16 protein-coding genes are annotated in these 16,859 nt (G+C 70.9%); 7 read left to right on the forward strand and 9 right to left on the reverse strand.

The window, feature by feature from the left end; genetic code table 11:
• Positions 1 to 104 precede the first annotated feature (104 nt).
• On the reverse strand, positions 105 to 896 hold the full coding sequence (locus H570_RS0112785) for a sulfite exporter TauE/SafE family protein (RefSeq protein ID WP_027081080.1): 792 nt from the start codon (positions 894 to 896) through the stop codon (positions 105 to 107).
• A gap of 435 nt (positions 897 to 1,331) precedes the next feature.
• Here H570_RS0112785 and H570_RS0112790 point away from each other — a divergent pair, with 435 nt between their 5' ends.
• Complete coding sequence (locus H570_RS0112790; RefSeq protein ID WP_036136086.1) at positions 1,332 to 3,293, forward strand: lytic transglycosylase domain-containing protein; 1,962 nt, start codon at positions 1,332 to 1,334, stop codon at positions 3,291 to 3,293.
• A 53-nt stretch (positions 3,294 to 3,346) separates the two neighbouring features.
• On the forward strand, positions 3,347 to 4,573 hold the full coding sequence (locus tag H570_RS0112795; protein WP_027081082.1) for a multifunctional CCA addition/repair protein: 1,227 nt from the start codon (positions 3,347 to 3,349) through the stop codon (positions 4,571 to 4,573).
• A gap of 1 nt (position 4,574) precedes the next feature.
• Here H570_RS0112795 and H570_RS0112800 read toward each other — a convergent pair whose 3' ends face one another.
• The 3 genes from H570_RS0112800 to H570_RS0112810 are packed head-to-tail and all read right to left on the reverse strand — an operon-like array spanning position 4,575 to position 7,222.
• Positions 4,575 to 5,588, reverse strand: a complete 1,014-nt coding sequence (locus tag H570_RS0112800; RefSeq protein ID WP_027081083.1) for an aminoglycoside phosphotransferase family protein — start codon at positions 5,586 to 5,588, stop codon at positions 4,575 to 4,577.
• Between the two features lie 18 nt (positions 5,589 to 5,606).
• On the reverse strand, positions 5,607 to 6,035 hold the full coding sequence (locus H570_RS17550) for a VanZ family protein (protein ID WP_051176421.1): 429 nt from the start codon (positions 6,033 to 6,035) through the stop codon (positions 5,607 to 5,609).
• 5 nt (positions 6,036 to 6,040) lie between these two features.
• A complete protein-coding gene (locus H570_RS0112810) occupies positions 6,041 to 7,222 on the reverse strand; it encodes a class I SAM-dependent methyltransferase (RefSeq protein ID WP_036136090.1) in 1,182 nt (393 codons plus the stop codon).
• 192 nt (positions 7,223 to 7,414) lie between these two features.
• Here H570_RS0112810 and H570_RS0112815 point away from each other — a divergent pair, with 192 nt between their 5' ends.
• Positions 7,415 to 8,158: a pteridine reductase gene (locus H570_RS0112815; protein WP_027081240.1), complete on the forward strand. Its 744-nt coding sequence runs from the start codon at positions 7,415 to 7,417 to the stop codon at positions 8,156 to 8,158.
• A 197-nt stretch (positions 8,159 to 8,355) separates the two neighbouring features.
• Here the strand turns inward: H570_RS0112815 and H570_RS0112825 are convergent, their stop codons facing one another.
• From H570_RS0112825 to tsaD, 5 genes are all read right to left on the reverse strand, one after another.
• A complete protein-coding gene (locus H570_RS0112825; RefSeq protein WP_027081085.1) occupies positions 8,356 to 9,186 on the reverse strand; it encodes a DUF6159 family protein in 831 nt (276 codons plus the stop codon).
• Positions 9,187 to 9,352: 166 nt separating this feature from the next.
• Positions 9,353 to 9,847, reverse strand: a complete 495-nt coding sequence (gene folK / locus H570_RS17555) for a 2-amino-4-hydroxy-6-hydroxymethyldihydropteridine diphosphokinase (RefSeq protein WP_051176377.1) — start codon at positions 9,845 to 9,847, stop codon at positions 9,353 to 9,355.
• Between the two features lie 7 nt (positions 9,848 to 9,854).
• Entirely contained in the window at positions 9,855 to 11,126 is a 1,272-nt protein-coding gene (locus H570_RS0112835; protein ID WP_027081086.1) for a mechanosensitive ion channel family protein, read from the reverse strand.
• Between the two features lie 3 nt (positions 11,127 to 11,129).
• On the reverse strand, positions 11,130 to 11,489 hold the full coding sequence (folB, locus tag H570_RS0112840; RefSeq protein ID WP_027081087.1) for a dihydroneopterin aldolase: 360 nt from the start codon (positions 11,487 to 11,489) through the stop codon (positions 11,130 to 11,132).
• Between the two features lie 103 nt (positions 11,490 to 11,592).
• Complete coding sequence (gene tsaD, locus H570_RS0112845) at positions 11,593 to 12,657, reverse strand: tRNA (adenosine(37)-N6)-threonylcarbamoyltransferase complex transferase subunit TsaD (protein ID WP_027081088.1); 1,065 nt, start codon at positions 12,655 to 12,657, stop codon at positions 11,593 to 11,595.
• Between the two features lie 197 nt (positions 12,658 to 12,854).
• On the opposite strand from tsaD, the gene rpsU reads away from it, so the two are divergent.
• The 4 genes from rpsU (at position 12,855) to dnaG (ending at position 16,847) form a co-directional block, all read left to right on the forward strand.
• Positions 12,855 to 13,070 carry a 30S ribosomal protein S21 gene (gene rpsU / locus H570_RS0112850; RefSeq protein WP_027081089.1) on the forward strand — a complete coding sequence of 72 codons (216 nt, stop codon included), beginning with the start codon at positions 12,855 to 12,857 and terminating at the stop codon, positions 13,068 to 13,070.
• Positions 13,071 to 13,335: 265 nt separating this feature from the next.
• Positions 13,336 to 13,785 carry a GatB/YqeY domain-containing protein gene (locus H570_RS0112855; RefSeq protein ID WP_027081090.1) on the forward strand — a complete coding sequence of 150 codons (450 nt, stop codon included), beginning with the start codon at positions 13,336 to 13,338 and terminating at the stop codon, positions 13,783 to 13,785.
• 280 nt (positions 13,786 to 14,065) lie between these two features.
• Positions 14,066 to 14,944: a YihY/virulence factor BrkB family protein gene (locus H570_RS0112860; RefSeq protein ID WP_027081091.1), complete on the forward strand. Its 879-nt coding sequence runs from the start codon at positions 14,066 to 14,068 to the stop codon at positions 14,942 to 14,944.
• Between the two features lie 178 nt (positions 14,945 to 15,122).
• Positions 15,123 to 16,847: a DNA primase gene (dnaG, locus tag H570_RS0112865; RefSeq protein ID WP_027081092.1), complete on the forward strand. Its 1,725-nt coding sequence runs from the start codon at positions 15,123 to 15,125 to the stop codon at positions 16,845 to 16,847.
• Positions 16,848 to 16,859 lie beyond the last annotated feature (12 nt).

A 16,859-nucleotide genomic window follows, 5' to 3' on the forward strand; every position in this document is an offset into this window, starting at 1 on the left:
TCTCTCTCCCAAGAGTGATGGACCCGCCGGCCCCCTATCCGCGGCGGTAACGCGTTTGTAACGAATTCGCCGCCGCCGCACAAATGCCGGCCGCACGTTTCGGGCTACTGCAGCAGCAGGCTGCCCGCCACCACCACCAGGAACACCGCGAACACCCGCTTCAGCGCCGGTCCGCCGATCGCGTGGGCGAGCTTCGAGCCCAGCGGCGCGGCCAGCACAGAGGCCGCCGCCACCCCGATCGCCGCCGGCAGGTAGACGTAGCCCACCGCATGCTGCGGCAGCGCCCCGGCCGGCGCGTTGAAGGCGTACCCGGTGGCGCTGGCGACCCCGATCACCACCCCGCAGGCCGACGACGTGCCCACCGCGCGCACCGCCGCCACCCCGCGCCAGACCAGCAGCGGCACGGTCATGCTGCCGCCGCCGATCCCGACCACCGCCGAGACCGCGCCGATGCCCGCGCCGGCCGCGCTCATCCACGGCCCGGCCGGCACCACGCCGCCGCCGCCGCTGCGCGCCCGGCCGAACGCCATCTGCGCCGCGGCGAGCAGGCAGTAGCCGATCACGCCCCACTTCAACACCGCGCCGTCGAGCGCCACCGCCACCAGGCTGCCGAGCCAGCCGCCCGCCACCAGGCCCGGCGCCATCCACGCCACCGTCGGCCACAGCACGCCGCCGCGGCGATGGTGCGCGTACGCGGACGACGCCGCGGTGAGCACGATGCTGGCCATCGAACTGGCCAGCGCCGCATGCATCGCCGCATCGTGGCTGATCCCGTGCAGCGGCAGCAGCCACACCAGCGCCGCGACCAGGACCAGTCCCCCGCCCACGCCGAGCAGTCCGGCCAGCAGTCCGGCGACCACGCCGAGCACGGGGAAGATCCAGAATTCGTCGAGCATGTGGCGTTGCCGGTTGCGTGGTGTCGGGCGGGCGCGTGGCGAAGCAATGCCCGGAAGCGGTGAAGGTTACCCGCTGCAGGTGCGCATGCCCCGGCGGCGTCATGCCCGCGAAGGCGTAAACCTCAGCGAAGGCGTGAACCGGGGATCTTGCGCACGGCCATCGGGCGTGGCGATCGGGCGTACCGCGTCATGCGAAGAACCACGGTGAAGCGTTCGCTTGCGCCGCACACAACCGGGATTGGATCACCCGGGCAATCCGCCTGCGCGCGCACGACGGCAAGTTCCCGGCGTCGGCGGCGAGGTCGGCCATCGCGCCCGGCCGATGCGTCGCGGGTCACCTGCCGCATGTCGCGCGTACGCGCCCCGCATGACGCTCCCGGCAGCCCGCGCTCATCCGCGAATCTTCGTTCACCCGGCGTTCGCTATAGTCCGGCGATGCCCAATTCCAGCCTCCGCACCCTGCTCTGCGCGTTCTCCTGCCTGCTCGCCATCGGCGCGGCGCAGGCGCAATCCTCCTCCGCAACCAGCCCGATCGCCGATGCGATCAGCGCTGCCGAGCGCGGCCAGCCCGTCGACGCCGCGCGCTTCGCCAACGATCCGCTGTACGGCTGGCTCGAGTACGCCGCCCTGCGTCGCGACATCGACACCCTGCCGTCCGACCAGGCGCAATCCTTCCTGTCGCGCTACAAGGGCCAGGCCGTCGCCGAGGCCTTCCGCTCGATCTGGCTGGCCGCGCTCGCGCGGCGCAAGGACTGGCCGGCGTTCCGCACCGCGTGGTCGCCGGCGATCAAGGACACCGCCCTGCGCTGCGCCGAGCTCGACGCGCGCCAGGCCACCGGCGGCGCCGACGCGCAGTGGACGAAGGACGCGCAGGACCTCTGGCGCAGCAGCGGCAAGTCGCTGCCCGACGGCTGCGATGCGCCGTTCGCGGTCCTCGCGGGCAAGGGCGGACTGCCGCCGGAGCTGCGCTGGGAGCGGATCGAGAAAGCCGCTGCCGAATGGCAGCCGGCGGTGATGCGCGCCGCCGCTCGCGGCCTGCCCGCCGACCAGTTCGCGCAGGCCAACGACTACGCGGCGTTCTTCGACGCCGTCAACGACCGCGCGCTGGCCTGGCCGAAGACGCCGCGCAGCCGCCTGGTCGCCTCGCACGGCCTGGCCAAGCTCGCCAAGTCCACCCCGGTCGCCGCGGAGAACGCGCTGCCGCGCTTCGCCAGCGCGCTGGGCTTCACCGAACAAGACCGCGGCCGCGTGCTGTACCAGATCGCGCTGTGGACGGCCGCGTCCTACGAACCCGAATCCGCGCGCCGCCTCGCCGCGGTGCCGGCGTCGGCGTACGACGAACGCCTGCGCGAATGGCAGGCGCGCGAGGCGCTGTCGCGTTCGGACTGGCGCGCCGCGCTGGCCGCGATCAAGGCGATGGGCGAAACGCAGCGCGGCGAGTCACGCTGGACCTACTTCGCCGCGCGCCTGTCGGAGCTCACCGGCGACAAGGCCGGCGCGCAGGCGCTGTACCGCGCCGCCGCGCGCGAATCGGATTTCCACGGCTTCCTCGCCGCCGACCGGCTCGACGAGCCCTATGCACTGTGTCCCTGGATCGCCAACGACGATGCCGCCGCCAAGGCGCCGGTCGCGCGCGACCCCGCGCTGGTGCGCGCGATCGCACTGCAGCGCATCGACCGCGTCGGCTGGGCGCAGCGCGAATGGAACGACGCTGTATCGCGCTTCGACGACAGGCAGCGCCGGCTGGCGATCGAGGTGGCGCAGGACAACGGCTGGTTCGACCGCGGCGTGTTCGGCCTGGAGACCGCCAAGTACCCGGAGGAGAAGCGCCTGTACAAGCTGCGCTTCCCGCTGCACCACGGCGACACCATCCGCCGCGAGGCCGCGAAGCACCGGCTCGACCCGGCCTGGATCGCCGCCGAGATCCGCGCCGAAAGCATCTTCAACCCGCGCGCGCGCTCGTCGGCCAACGCGATGGGCCTGATGCAGGTGCTGCCGTCGACCGGCGCCGCGGTCGCCAGGCGCAACGGCATCCCCTACGCGGGCGCCGCCAGCCTGTACGACTCCGACACCAACATCGCCATCGGCAGCGCCTACCTGCGGCAGATGGAAGACAAGTACGGCCAGACCTACTACGCCATCGCCGCCTACAACGCCGGCCCGACGCCGGTGGCGCGCTGGCAGTCGCAGCGCCCGGCGATGGATCCGGATTTCTGGATCGAGACCATCAGCTACAAGGAAACCCGCGACTACGTCGCCCGCGTGCTCGCCTTCAGCGTGATCTACGACTGGCGCTTGAACGGCGACGCGCTGCCGGTGAGCCAGCGCCTGCGCGGGCAGAGCGGCGGCGCGCGGAAGAAGTTCGCGTGCCCGCTGGCGGCGGCGCCGAAGGGCTGATGCACGCTCCCTTCTCCAAGGGAGAAGGGCAAGAATCAGGCATCATCCCGTTCATGGACATCTATCTCGTCGGCGGTGCGGTGCGCGACCGGTTGCTGGGCCTCGAGCCCGGCGATCGCGACCACGTCGTCGTCGGCCAGACGCCCGAAGCGATGCTCGCCGCCGGATTCAGGCCGGTGGGCCGCGACTTCCCGGTGTTCCTGCATCCGGAAACAAACGAGGAGTACGCGCTGGCGCGTACCGAGCGCAAGTCCGGGCGTGGTTATCGCGGCTTCGTCGTCGACAGCGATCCGTCGGTGACGCTGGAGGAAGACCTCGGTCGCCGCGACTTCACCATCAACGCGATCGCCGAAGGCGAGGACGGCGCGCTGGTCGATCCGTTCAACGGCGCGCGCGACATCGAGGCGCGCGTGCTGCGCCACGTTGGCGCTGCGTTTGTCGAGGATCCGCTGCGGGTGCTGCGCGCGGCGCGCTTCATGGCGCGCTTCGCGGCGCTGGGTTTCACCGTCGCGCCGGAGACGATGGCGCTGATGCGCGAGATGTCGGCCTCCGGCGAACTCGATGCGCTGGTGCCCGAGCGCGTGTGGCAGGAACTGTCGAAAGCGCTCGCATCGAAGCAGCCGTCGGCCTTCATCCGCACCCTGCACGACTGCGGCGCGCTGGTCGCGGTGCTGCCGGAAGTCGAGGCGCTGTACGGCGTGCCGCAGCGCGCCGAATACCATCCGGAAGTCGACACCGGTGTCCACGTCGAACTGGTCTGCGACATGGCCGCGCGGCTCGCACCCGGCGACACGGCGATCGGCTTCGCCGCGCTCACCCACGACCTCGGCAAGGCGCTCACGCCGGAAGACGAACTGCCGCGCCACGTCATGCACGAACAGCGCGGCCTCGCCCCGCTGCGTGTGCTGTGCGAGCGCCTGAAGGTACCGACCGCGCACCGCGAACTGGCGCTGATGGCCTGCCGCGAACACCTCAACGTGCACCGCCTGCTGGAGCTGCGCGACGCCAGCGTGCACGACCTGTTCGCCCGCTGCGATGCCTTCCGCAAGCCCGACCGCGTCGCCGCGCTCGCGATCGCCTGCGAAGCCGACAAGCGCGGCCGCGCCGGCCTGCAGGACGCACCCTATCCGCAGCGCGCCGAACTGCTGCGCCTGCACGCAGCGGCGATGGCCGTCAGCACCCGCGACATCGCCAGCGACGGCCTGACCGGCCTGCAGATCGGCGAAGCGATGCGCAAGGCGCGAATCGCCGCCATCGCCCGGGCGCGCGCGAGCGCCTGACTCAGCCGGTCGGCAGGTCGCGCGCGTGGCGGTCGACCAGCGCGCGCAGCGGCGACAGTTCCGGGTAACGCGGCAGCACCTCGTCCAGATAGCCGATGAAGCGCGGCGCATCGGCGAGGTAGCGCGGCTTGCCATCGCGGTGCCGCAGCCGCGCGAAAATGCCCAGCACCTTGAGATGGCGCTGCACGCCGATGAGGTCGAAGTCACGGGCGAAGCGCACGGCGTCGGGCACCGGCAATCCGGCCGCGGCGGCGCGTTCGCGGTAGTGCGCGCGCCAGCGTTCGACCTGCTCCCCGGGCCAGCTGGCGAACGCGTCCTTGCACAGGCTCAGCACGTCATAGGCGATCGGCCCGCGCACCGCGTCCTGGAAATCGAGCACCGCCGGCCCGTCGGCCACCGGCATCAGGTTGCGCAGCATGAAGTCGCGGTGCACCAGCACCTGCGGCTGGGCCAGCGCCGCTTCGACCAGCAGCGACTCGACGCCCGCCAGCGCCTCGCGCTCGCCGGCATCCAGGGCGACGCCCAGGTGGCGCTGCAGGAACCAGTCGTCGAACAGGCGCAGCTCCCGCTGCAGCAGCGCGCGGTCGTAGGCCGGCAGTTCCGGCGGGCAGGTGATGGCCTGCAGGCGCAGCAACTGGCCGATGGCGGCATCGACCATCGCGTCGACGTTGCCGGCGTCGGCCACCTGCAGGCAGGTGGACGGGCCGAGGTCTTCGAGCAGCAGGAATCCCGCCGCCGCATCGCGCGCGAGGATCCGCGGCACGCGCACTCCGCCGGCTTCGAGCACGGCATGCATCTCCAGCCATGGGCGCACGTCCTCCAGCGCCGGCGGCGAGTCCATCACGATGCCCTCCGCAACGCCGCGCCAGTAGCTGCGGAAGCCCGCATCGGCGGACGCGCGATGCAGGTCTTCGACCGGGCCGGCGGACACGCGACGCGCCCAGTCGAGGCGCGCGGCGGCGCGGGGATCAGCGGGCTCGGGAGAATCGCTGGCGGGTGTCGTGGCTGGTGTCATCGGGCGCTCATGGCTGGGCTACGGGGATTGTGCCGGCGGCGGCGGACGGATGTCGCGGCTGCGCCCGCCATCGATGCGCAGCAGCAGGTCGCGCAGCGGCGTCAGCGCGATCGCAAACCCGGCGGCCACGCCCAGCGTGTCGGCCAGCACGTCGCGCGGGTCCATCGAGCGGGTCGCGGTGAACGCGTATTGCGCCAGTTCGATCACCACGCCCAGCCCCACCAGGCCGAGTGCGACGCACCACAGCACGGCGCGGCCGCGATAGAGCTGCACCGCGCTGGCGGCGAGCAGGAAGAAGGCGAGGAAGTGTTCGAGCTTGTCGACACCGTGCGGCATCGACGGCAGGTCGGGTGCCGGCACCAGGCAGACCGCGAGCACCACCAGCACCGCCAGCCACCACAGCGCCAGCCACGCGCGCGGATGCCGCAACGGCTTGAGTCCGCGCATCGTCATCACAGCCGGAAGCTCAGGTCGCCGGCGAGGAAGGCCACGCCGAACTCGACCCCGCGCGAGAACCCCATCGCCTGGAAGCGCTCGCCCATCGCGCCGGGCAGGGTCAGCTGCTTGGCCTGCTGGCGCAGCGCGTAGCGGCCGGCCTCGTCGGCGGCGCGGCTTTCCTGTCCGGCCAGGCACTGCTCCAGGCCGTTGCCGATCAGCAGGCTGGCCTGCGAGCAGTAGCCGGCGAAGTCGAACCCGGCGCCGGTGCCGGCCTCGGCCAGCGCGGTGAAGTCCACCGATGCGGTGATGTCCTGCAATCCCGGAAGCGCGAACACGTCGTTGCTGACGCGATGGCGATGGAACGCGCGCAAGGTGCCGTCGCGGCGCTGGGCCGAGTAGTACTCGCGGCGCGGATAGCCGTAGTCGACGAACAGCATCGCCCCCGTTTCGAGCCCGCCGGCCACGGCCTGCAGCCAGTACGGCAGCTGCGGCAGCACTTCCGAGCGATAGTCGTCGGGGAAAGGTTCGCCACGCTCGCGCTCGACGTGGCGCACGGCGGCCGCGAGCAGCGGATCGGCCGGGCGGTCGGTGCGGACGAATGCGCCGTCGCCGGTGAGCGCGACGTGCTCTTCGAACACCTCGCCGTCGCGCAGGCTGAAGCGCGGCGTCGGCAGCGCATCGATCACCTCGTTGGCGAACAGCACGCCGTTCCACGGTTCTGACAGCGGGCCGTCGAGCCATTCGACGCATTCGAACACCAGCGGCGTGAGCTTGCGCCGGAGGTGCTCGCGCTGGCGCTCGCGCAGGTCGGCGCTGGGTTCGAGGACCGCGTAGCGCGCGGGCATGGCATCGATCGCCATCAGCTGCTTGATCGCATGTTCGGCGAACACGCCGCTGCCGCCGCCGATCTCGAGGAAGGTCGCCGTCGGCCCGACCTGGCGCAGCACCGGCGCCACCGCCTCGGCGATGCACTGGGCGAACAGCGAACCGAGTTCCGGCGCGGTCACGAAGTCGCCGGCGCGGCCGAACTTGGTGGCGCCTGCGCTGTAGTAGCCCAGGCCCGGCGCATACAGCGCCAGCTCCATGAAACGCGAGAACGGGATCGCGCCGCCGGCCGCGGCGATCTGTTCGCGGATCAACGCCTGCAGATGCGCACTGTGCGCGAGGGCGTCGGCGTCCGGAAGTGAAGTAGGCATGGAAATTCCTGATTCGGCAGCGCAACAGGATACGGAACCGTCGTCGCCCGCGCGTGGGGCGTGCGTGTGGTGCAGGTGTGGTGCGGGGGAGCCGCCATGGCGGCGATGGGCAGCCCGGCCGGATCGCGGCCATGGCCGTTCCGACGACGCGCACCTCGGCTTCGGAACGACGCCTGCGCTATCGTGCCGGCCATGAACGCATCGCCCCGCCCCGTCGCCCTGGTCACCGGTGCCGCCCGCCGCCTCGGTGCGGCCATCGCCCGCGGCCTGCACGCCGCCGGTTACGACCTGGCACTGCACTACCGCAGTTCGGCCACCGAAATGCAGGCATTGGCCGGCGAACTGGAAGGGCAACGCGGCGGCAGCGTCCTCACCCTGCAGGCAGACCTGGCGCAGTTCGACCGCCTGCCCGAACTGGTGGCGAAGACCATCGGCCGTTTCGGGCGCCTCGACGCGCTGGTCAACAACGCTTCGGGTTTCCAGCCCACGCCGCTCGGCTCGGTGACCCCGGCGCAGTGGGACGCCCTGTTTGCCAGCAACGCGCGCGCGCCGTTTTTCCTCGCGCAGGCCGCGGCGCCGCACCTGGCCGCCGCCCGCGGCGCGATCGTCAACCTCGTCGACGTCTACGCCCAGCGCCCGCTGCGCGGGTACAGCGCGTACTGCATGGCCAAGGCCGCGCTGGCGATGGCGACGAAGTCGCTGGCGCTGGAGCTGGCCCCGGAGGTGCGGGTCAACGCGATCGCGCCGGGCGCGATCCTCTGGGCCGAAGGCGACGATGGGGAACAGCGCAAGGCCGCGATGCTGGCGCGCACCCCGCTGGCCCGCACCGGCACCCCGGAGGAGGTCGCCGAAGCGGTGCGCTGGCTGCTGCGCGACGCGACCTATTGCACCGGGCAGGTGCTGCGGCTCGACGGCGGGCGGCTGCTGGAAGATTGACCGATACCGCCGCAGGTTGGGGCTACGCCTTCCGACGCCAACGCACCGTCTCCGGCGACCCCATGGAATGCCGCCGCCACGCCAATGGGACCAGTCGAGCGCGTAGGAGCGCCCCATGGGCGCGATCGGCCTGACTTTCCGCGAAACCAATCGCGCCCATGGGGCGCTCCTGCGGAACATGCATGACGCGCGGGTGGTCAGGCCTTCGGCGTGAACGCCTGCGCCAGCGCGACGCCGCGGAACGCTTCCGGCGTTTCGTTCGATACCGCAAAGCGATACAGCGCCGCCGAATAGATTCCCGTCAGCGCCGCCTGGTAGATGCCGAGCAGCAGCACGCCGATCGCGAACACGATGCCGACCGCGACCGCCAGCGCGATCGACGCCTGCGCCGCCAGCACCACCAGGCCCACGCCGACCAGAACCACCGCGAAGGTGATCAGGCCGAAGGCCGCACCGATGCCGACGTTGCCGATCGCGTTCTCGCCCCAGGTGCGCTTGAGCAGGCCCATGCTCTGCCTGAGCGCGTCGATGGGGCCGATGTCGCGGCTCACCAGCACCGGGACCACGAGGAAGGTCGCCAGCGTCCACGCCACGCCCAGGCCGCTGCCGAGCAGGCGGATGACGAAGTTGTCCTTGTTCTTCAGCGCCTGCAGCAGCACGCCGACGGTGGCGGAAATCGCGGCGTAGCCCAGGATCGACGGCAGGCGCGAGGTGGCTGCGGCCAGGCCGTCGCGCAGCGTCGGGTCGCCGCCGTCGAGCCGGATCATCGCCGCGCCGACCAGCGCGCAGTTGAAGAAGATGATCACCGTGTACTGGCAGAAGTAGAACAGGAAGCCGAACACCGCCCCGCCCACGCCGAAGCCGTCGGCGAAGATCCGCAGCGCGAACATCGGCAGCGCGAACGTCGCCAGGACCAGCAGCGTCGCGGCACCGGAGAGGATCGGGAACAGCATCAGTTCCTTGTCCGAGCGCAACACCGCGGCGCTCGCCTTGACCAGCTCCCAGCTGCGCGAGAATTTCTCGAACATGCCCTGCCTCCCCGGGTGACGGAACGATCTTGCGATGCATGCCTCACGCACGCAAGCAGTGGAAGTGACCAATCCAGGACGGGCAGGCTCGGTGGATGTGACCCGTAGGAGCGCCCCATGGGCGCGATGCATTACCGGTAAAGCCCATCGCGCCCATGGGGCGCTCCTACGCGGCGTCGAAACCCGTCACCGCCTCCATCGCCACGTCGCGCTCCTGCGACGTCGCCCACAGCTGCGCCAGCGTGCGCCCGCTGCGTGGCTCGACCGCGTCCGGGGCGATCTCCGCCAGCGGCCGCAGCACGAAGGCATGCCGCAGTTCGTCGCGCGGCACGCGCAGGTGGCCCGGGCCTTCGACAACGCCTTCGTCGTACAGCACCAGGTCGACGTCGAGGGTGCGGTCGCCGAAGCGCGGCCCGCTGCGGTCGCGGCCGTGCGCGTCCTCCAGCGCGTGCAGCCAGGCGTCGAGCGCTTCGGGTTCGAGGTCGGTTTCCACCACCGCCGCGGCGTTGAGGAAATCGTCGCCGTCGAAACCCACCGCGCGCGTGCGGTAGACCTGCGACACCCGCACCTGTCCGAAGCGTGCGCGCAGCGCGGCGATCGCCGAACGCAGGTGGGCCTCGGGTTCGAGGTTGCTGCCCAGGCTCAGGCAGGCGCGCGCCATCGCGCCCTCACTCTTCCGCCGCGACCGGCGCTGCGCGCAGGCCCGCCAGCGCGGTGCTCAGCTCGGCGCCGCTGGGCTGCTGGAAGATCCGCAGCCCGAACTCGGGCAGCACCGCCAGCAGGTGGTCGAAGATGTCGCCGGCCAGGTTTTCGTACGGCACCCAGCGCACGTCGGCCGAGAAGCAGTACACCTGCAGCGGCAGCCCGGTGGGCGTGGGGTCGAGCTGGCGCACCATCAGGGTCATGTCGTGCGCCACGCCCGGATGCGAACGCAGGTAGGCGGTCATGTAGGCGCGGAACGTGCCCAGGTTGGTCGCGCGGCGGTTGTTGACCGGATCCTTGCCGGCCGCCTCGAGCTTGGCGTTGTACTCGGCCAGCTCGGTCTTCTGCTTGTCCAGGTACTCGTCGATCAGCGCGATCCGGCGCAGGTGCTCGCGCTCGTCCGGCCGCAGGAAGCGCACCGACGTCTGGTCGATCAGCAGCGCGCGCTTTATCCGGCGGCCGCCGAATTCGCTCATCCCGCGCCAGTTGCGATAACTCTCGTTGATCAGCTTCCAGGTCGGGATGGTGCTGATCGTCTTGTCCCAGTTCTGCACCTTGACCGTGTGCAGGCTGATGTCGATCACGTCGCCATCGGCGTTCTGGCTGGGCATCTCGATCCAGTCGCCCACCCGCAGCATGTCGTTGCTCGACAGTTGCACCGAAGCCACCAGCGACAGGATGGTGTCCTTGAACACCAGCATCAGCACCGCGGTCATCGCGCCCAGGCCGGTCAGCAGCACCAGCGGCGAACGGCCGATCAGCGAGGCGATGATGAGCACGCCGGCGATGACGTAGATCGCGATCTTCAGCAGCTGCAGGTAACCCTTGATCGGGCGCCGCACCGCGTGGCGGCTGGTCTGCTCGTAGATGTCGTTGAGCGCGTTGAGCAGGTTGCCGATCGCCATCGCCACGGTCAGCGCGACATAGGCCAGGGCGACGTTGCGCACCACCACGTCCAGCCATTCCGGCACCTCGGGCACCAGTGCGATGCCGCCGAGCACCACCAGCGCCGGCACCACGTTGGCCAGCCGCGCCAGCACCCGGCGGCCCATGATCGCGTCGTCCCACTTGCTCGGCGACGCCTTGGCGAGGCGACCGACCACGGCCAGCAGCACGCGCCGCGTCAGCCAGTTGGCGATCCAGGCGATCAGCGCCAGCGCCAGCAGGCCGGCCAGCGTGGATGCGAAGGGAACGCCGGCCAGCGGCCGCACGAGGTTGGATTCGATGAAGTCCTGCATGCGCTACAGGGTAGCGGCTGTGCGCTCGATGGCCACCCCGACCGCGCGCGCACCGCGTACCGCGCCCGGCTTGCTCAGCTTCAGGCGCACGCGCGAAACGCCGAACTCATCCAGGATGATCGCCGCCACGCGTTCGGCCAGCGTTTCCACCAGTCCGAAGCCCGACTGCGACACGTACTCGATCACCCGCTTGCTCACCGCCTTGTAGTTGAGCGTGTCGGCGATGTCGTCGCTGGCCGCGGGCACGCGGTTGTCGAAGTCCATCTCGATGTCGAACAGCAGCGGCTGGCGGATGCGCCGCTCCCAGTCGTAGATGCCGATGAGTGCCTCGACTTCGAGGGCTTCGATGAAGACGGTGTCCATGGGTTGGAGCCGGGATTCCGGATTGGGGAGTGGGGATTCGGGACTGGGGATTCGGGAAGGCAACGGCAACGACGCCAGCTTAGCGCGCTCGCCGTTCCTGCTTTTACGAATCCCCGCTCCCCACTCCCGAACTCCGCGCAGCCGCCAGCGGCGGCAAGATCGCCATGTCCCAGCGCGGGGTCACGTGCACCTGCGCGTTGTCGCGCTGCCCGGCTTCGATGCGCAGTGCGCCGGCGAAGGCGATCATCGCGCCGTTGTCGGTGCACAGCGACGGACGCGGGAAGCAGGCGCGGCCGCCGCGGCGTTCGCACATCGCCTGCAGTTTGGCGCGCAGGCGCTTGTTGGCGCCGACGCCACCGGCCACCACCAGCACGTCGCAGCCGGCCGCATCCAGCGCGCGTTCGCACTTGATCGCCAGGGTGTCGACCACCGCGTCCTCGAAGCCGCGCGCGATGTCGGCGCGGGTCTGGTCGGCCCGGTCGCTGTTCTGCCAGGCCAGCAGCACCTGGGTCTTCAGGCCGCTGAAGCTGAAGTCGAGCCCGGGCCGGTCGGTCATCGGCCGCGAGAACCGGTAGCGTCCCGGCGTGCCGTCCTCGGCCAGCCGCGCCAGCTGCGGGCCGCCCGGGTACGGCAGGCCCATCATCTTGGCGGTCTTGTCGAAGGCCTCGCCGGCGGCGTCGTCCAGGGTCTCGCCGAGCAGCCGGTAACTGCCGATCGCATCCACGGCGACCAGCTGGGTGTGGCCGCCGGACACCAGCAGGGCGACGAACGGGGGCTCCGGTGGGTCGTCCTCCATCAGCGGTGCCAGCAGGTGGCCCTCCATGTGGTGGACGCCCACGGCCGGCAGGTCCAGCGCCCAGGCCAGCGAGCGCGCCACCCCGGCGCCGACCAGCAGCGCCCCGACCAGGCCCGGACCGGCGGTATAGGCCACGCCGTCGAGGTCGCCTACCCCCAGCCCGGCTTCGGCCAGGGTCTGGCGGACCAGCGGCAGCAACTTGCGGACGTGGTCGCGGCTGGCCAGTTCCGGCACCACCCCGCCGTACTCGGCATGCAGGGCGATCTGGCTGTACACGGCATGCGCCCGCAGGCCCTCGGCGCCGGGCAGCGCCGTGTCGTAGACAGCAACGCCGGTTTCATCGCAGCTGGATTCGATGCCGAGGATTTTCATGGGGCTCGGGATGGCGGGCGGCTTGGGGGTCCAGCGGGTCCGGCTGGGCCGATCCGCGATCCTCCCGCCCGCGGTTGCACCGCTGCGGGGGCTCCCGTTATCATACGCGGCTCGCCGGAGGGATTCTGGCGACCTGCGAGTTCCTCGCACGAGTCCGCGCCCGCACAGGCCGGGCTTTCCAACCCACAGAGATTCCTATGCCCAGCGTCAAAGTCCGCGAAAACGAGCCTTTCGAGTTTGCCCTGCGTCGCTTCAAGCGCACCTGCGAGAAGGCCGGCGTGCTCGCCGAAACCCGCAAGCGCGAGTACTACGAGAAGCCGACCCAGGAGCGCAAGCGCAAGGCCGCCGCCGCCGTGAAGCGCCAGGCGCGCCGCACCTCGCGCGACGTCACCAAGCGCCAGCGCCTGTGCTGAGGCAGGCGCGGATCCTTCCGCAGGCGCGCCCCGGCGCGCCGCAGCAGGATATCCTCGAAGCCGGCACGCGCAAGCGTCGCCGGCTTTTTGTCTTGCAGCGACCCGGTGATCAGCGCGCCTTGTGGGAGCGGCTTCAGCCGGGAGCTTTCCGGCCCTGCATGCGCCAGCGCGAAGGCTCGCGGCTTAAGCCGCTCCTGCGGATTTCCCAGAGCGCGTGCCGGCTGCAGCCTGGCGCCGCCACCCCAACTGCCCTACGGAGAGCCCCATGACCCTCAAGCAGCAACTCGTCGACGACATGAAGGCCGCGATGAAATCCGGCGACAAGCAGCGCCTGGGCGTGATCCGCCTGGTCAACGCCGCGATCAAGCAACGCGAGGTGGACGAGCGCATCGAACTCGACGATGCCGCCGTGCTCGCCGTGCTGGAAAAGATGGTCAAGCAGCGCAAGGACTCGGTGAGCCAGTACGAAACCGCGCAGCGCGAGGACCTGGCCGAAATCGAGCGCGCCGAAATCGTGGTGATCGAGCACTACCTGCCCGAAAAGCTGGGCGACGCCGAGATCCAGGCGGCCATCGAGGCGGCCATCGCGCAGACCGGCGCCACCGGCCCGGCCGACATGGGCAAGCTGATGGGCGTGCTCAAGCCGAAGCTTGCCGGGCTGGCCGACATGGGCCTGGTCTCGGCACTGGTGAAGAAGCGGCTCACCGCCGGCTGAGCTGGCACGCCGGGCGTCGCGGCGACGCCCCGCCCCGCGTCGAAGTCCGTGGGAGCAGCATGGCCGCGATCCCGACCGGACTTCATCGCGGCGATGGCCGCTCCCACGAGGCCCGCGACCGAGCCAGCCCGCAGACCGGAAAGTCGTTCAGCAGCGGCTGGCGCAAGGCGCGCACCATCTCCGCCCCTCCCGGTTTGATCCGCGCACTCTTCCCGATCATGCCTGTCATGCGCGGGCCGGCTGGACATTCCCTGCACGCTCGACCCCTATGCTCGGGCCCATGCGAATGCCTGCCCGATTCCAGCCGCTCGTCGAGCGGCTGCAGCAAAGCCTCCCGGTCGCGCTCGCGCGCCGGTTCAGCGACGCCGACCTGCTGACCCACGCCGCGGCGCTGTCGTTCTACACCCTGCTCTCGCTGGCGCCGCTGCTGGTGCTGCTGCTGTGGCTGGCGGCCTCGCTGTATCCCTCGGCGCAGGATGCCCTGGTCGAACAGATGGCCGACCTCGCCGGCCGCGGGGCGCAGGACGTGGCGCAAACCGTGATCGCCAATGCCGAACGAGAACCCGACATTGGTTCGCTGGCCGGGATCTGGAGCACGGCGCTGCTGTTCGTGAGTGCGACGATCGTGTTCGCCCGGCTGCAGACCGCGCTCAACCTGATCTTCCGCAGCGACTCGCGCGAGCTGCCCGGCGGACTGTGGGCGTGGCTGCGCAAGCGGGTGCTGTCGTTCGGCGTAGTGCTGGCGCTGGGCTTCCTGCTGCTGGTGTCGATGACCCTCAGCACGGTGATGCAGGTGGTGTTCGCGCGGCTGCCTTCGATCCTGCCGGTGATCGGCAACGTGACTTCGCTGGCGCTGTATTCGCTCGCCTTCGCCCTGCTCTACCACTTCCTCCCCGATCGCCGCGTGCACTGGCGCCAGGCGTTCGTGGGCGGTGTGCTCACCGCCGCGCTGTTCGTGCTCGGCCGCTGGGCAATCGGCCTGTACCTGGCCGAGGCTGCGCCGGGCAGCGCCTACGGCTCGATGGGCACCCTGGTGCTGCTGCTGGTGTGGATGTACTACGCCGCCGCGGTGTTCTTCATCGGCGCGCTGATCACTGCGGTGATCGACGAACGCATGTCCCGGGCCGACGCAGCGCCGACGGCGCCACCGGCGGGCTGATCCGGCCGGCCGGATGCGGCCGGCAAATGCGATCATGGCGGCATGGCCCGCCTGTCCGCCGCCCTTGTCGTCGACCGCCCCCCCGCGAACGCGCGTCGCGGTGCGGGTGGACGCACCGCCGCGCGCAGGCGGGCCCGGGCGGCCGGCGCAACGACATCGCCATCGGAGGCCGGCTGAGATGGCGCGGCTCTCCGATGCCTTCATCGACGACCTCCTGGCGCGGACGGACATCGTCGAGGTGATCAACGCGCGGGTGCCGTTGAAACGCCAGGGCAAGGAATACTCGGCGCGCTGCCCGTTCCACGACGAGCGCTCGCCGTCGTTCACGGTGTCGCCGACCAAGCAGTTCTACCACTGCTTCGGCTGCGGCGCGCACGGCACCGCGATCTCGTTCCTGATGAACTACGACCGGCTCGAGTTCCTCGACGCGGTCGACGACCTCGCCCGCCGCGCCGGCATCGAGGTGCCGCGCGAGACCCGGCAGCACAACGAGAATCCGGATGCGAAGGATCTGTTCGGCGCGCTCGAGGCCGCCGCGCATTTCTTCCGCAAGCAGCTGGCCGGCAGCGACAAGGCGCAGGCCTACCTCGACCGGCGCGGCGTCGACGAACACATCCGCGCGCAGTTCGCGATCGGCTACGCGCCCGACGGCTTCTCCGTGCTGCGCGATGCGCTGGGCACCGACGCGCGGCGCATGGGCCTGCTCGAACGCGCCGGCCTGTTTTCGAAGAACGACAAGGGCCACGTCTACGACAAGTTCCGCGACCGGGTGATGTTCCCGATCCACGATCGCCGTGGCCGGCCGATCGCCTTCGGCGGGCGCGTGCTCGACGCCGACGCGTCGCCCAAGTACCTCAACTCGCCCGAGACCGCGCTGTTCCACAAGGGCCGCGAGCTGTACGGCCTGTGGCAGGTGCGCCAGGCCAATTCGAGGATCGAGCGGCTGATCGTGGTCGAGGGTTACATGGACGTGGTCGCGCTGTTCCAGCACGGCGTGACCCAGGCGGTCGCCACGCTCGGCACCGCGACCACGCCCGACCACGCCGAGCTGCTGTTCCGCAACGCGCCCGACGTGTACTTCTGCTTCGACGGCGACAACGCCGGGCGCAAGGCCGCGACGCGCGCGATGGAGTCGGTGCTGCCGCGCATGCGCGACGGCCGCCAGGCGTTCTTCCTGTTCCTGCCCGAAGGCGAGGACCCGGATACGCTCGTGCGCAGCGAAGGCGCGCCCGGGCTGGACGCCCGCCTGCAGCACGCCACGCCGCTGTCGCAGTTCCTGTTCGACTCGCTGGCGGTCGACGTTAACCTGGCCACGCTCGACGGCAAGGCGCGGCTGGCCGAGCGGGCAAAGCCGATGCTGGCGCAGATCCCCGACGGCGCGTTCGGCGACCTGATGCGGCAGCGGCTGACTGAACTCACCGGCGTGGGTGCGCGCGACAGCGCGCCGGGCACGCACGTGGTGCAGCGGGTGCAGCGTTCGTCGACGGTAGCGGCGCCCAGGCGCAGCCTGGTGCGCAGCGCGATCGCCCTGCTGCTGCAGAAGCCGGCGCTGGCGCTGGAACTGCAGCCGCCGTATCGCTTCGTCGGCCTGCGCCAGCCCGGCGTGGACCTGCTCACCGAGCTGGTCGCGCTGGTCAGCGCGCGCCCGGACATCGCCACCGGCGCCTTGCTCGAGCATTTCGCGGATCGCGACGAAGCCGCCGCGCTGCAGAAGCTCGCCAGCCACGCGATGCCCGGCGACGAGGCGCGCTGGCGCGACGAGTTCCTCGACACCATGGCCCAGATCGATCGCCAGGTCCTGCAGCAGCGCATCGACGAGCTGCAGGCCAAACAGCGCGACGGCGGGCTCGACGAAGCGGACAAGGCCGAGCTGCGCTCGCTGCTGACGGCGGGCATGCGCTGAAGGCGACGCCGC

The sequence above is a fragment of the Luteimonas mephitis DSM 12574 genome (assembly GCF_000422305.1).
Classification (GTDB): domain Bacteria; phylum Pseudomonadota; class Gammaproteobacteria; order Xanthomonadales; family Xanthomonadaceae; genus Luteimonas; species Luteimonas mephitis.

Bases quoted from the DNA above. Each gene is read 5' to 3' on its own strand.
- H570_RS0112860 (WP_027081091.1), top strand. From the start codon at position 14,066: ATGCGAATGCCTGCCCGATTCCAGCCGCTCGTCGAGCGGCTGCAGCAA.
- H570_RS0112810 (WP_036136090.1), bottom strand. From the start codon at position 7,222: ATGCCTACTTCACTTCCGGACGCCGACGCCCTCGCGCACAGTGCGCAT.
- rpsU (WP_027081089.1), top strand. From the start codon at position 12,855: ATGCCCAGCGTCAAAGTCCGCGAAAACGAGCCTTTCGAGTTTGCCCTG.
- tsaD (WP_027081088.1), bottom strand. From the start codon at position 12,657: ATGAAAATCCTCGGCATCGAATCCAGCTGCGATGAAACCGGCGTTGCT.
- H570_RS0112825 (WP_027081085.1), bottom strand. From the start codon at position 9,186: ATGTTCGAGAAATTCTCGCGCAGCTGGGAGCTGGTCAAGGCGAGCGCC.
- H570_RS0112795 (WP_027081082.1), top strand. From the start codon at position 3,347: ATGGACATCTATCTCGTCGGCGGTGCGGTGCGCGACCGGTTGCTGGGC.
- dnaG (WP_027081092.1), top strand. From the start codon at position 15,123: ATGGCGCGGCTCTCCGATGCCTTCATCGACGACCTCCTGGCGCGGACG.
- H570_RS0112815 (WP_027081240.1), top strand. From the start codon at position 7,415: ATGAACGCATCGCCCCGCCCCGTCGCCCTGGTCACCGGTGCCGCCCGC.
- H570_RS0112855 (WP_027081090.1), top strand. From the start codon at position 13,336: ATGACCCTCAAGCAGCAACTCGTCGACGACATGAAGGCCGCGATGAAA.
- H570_RS17550 (WP_051176421.1), bottom strand. From the start codon at position 6,035: ATGCGCGGACTCAAGCCGTTGCGGCATCCGCGCGCGTGGCTGGCGCTG.
- H570_RS0112790 (WP_036136086.1), top strand. From the start codon at position 1,332: ATGCCCAATTCCAGCCTCCGCACCCTGCTCTGCGCGTTCTCCTGCCTG.
- H570_RS0112785 (WP_027081080.1), bottom strand. From the start codon at position 896: ATGCTCGACGAATTCTGGATCTTCCCCGTGCTCGGCGTGGTCGCCGGA.
- folK (WP_051176377.1), bottom strand. From the start codon at position 9,847: ATGGCGCGCGCCTGCCTGAGCCTGGGCAGCAACCTCGAACCCGAGGCC.
- folB (WP_027081087.1), bottom strand. From the start codon at position 11,489: ATGGACACCGTCTTCATCGAAGCCCTCGAAGTCGAGGCACTCATCGGC.
- H570_RS0112835 (WP_027081086.1), bottom strand. From the start codon at position 11,126: ATGCAGGACTTCATCGAATCCAACCTCGTGCGGCCGCTGGCCGGCGTT.
- H570_RS0112800 (WP_027081083.1), bottom strand. From the start codon at position 5,588: ATGACACCAGCCACGACACCCGCCAGCGATTCTCCCGAGCCCGCTGAT.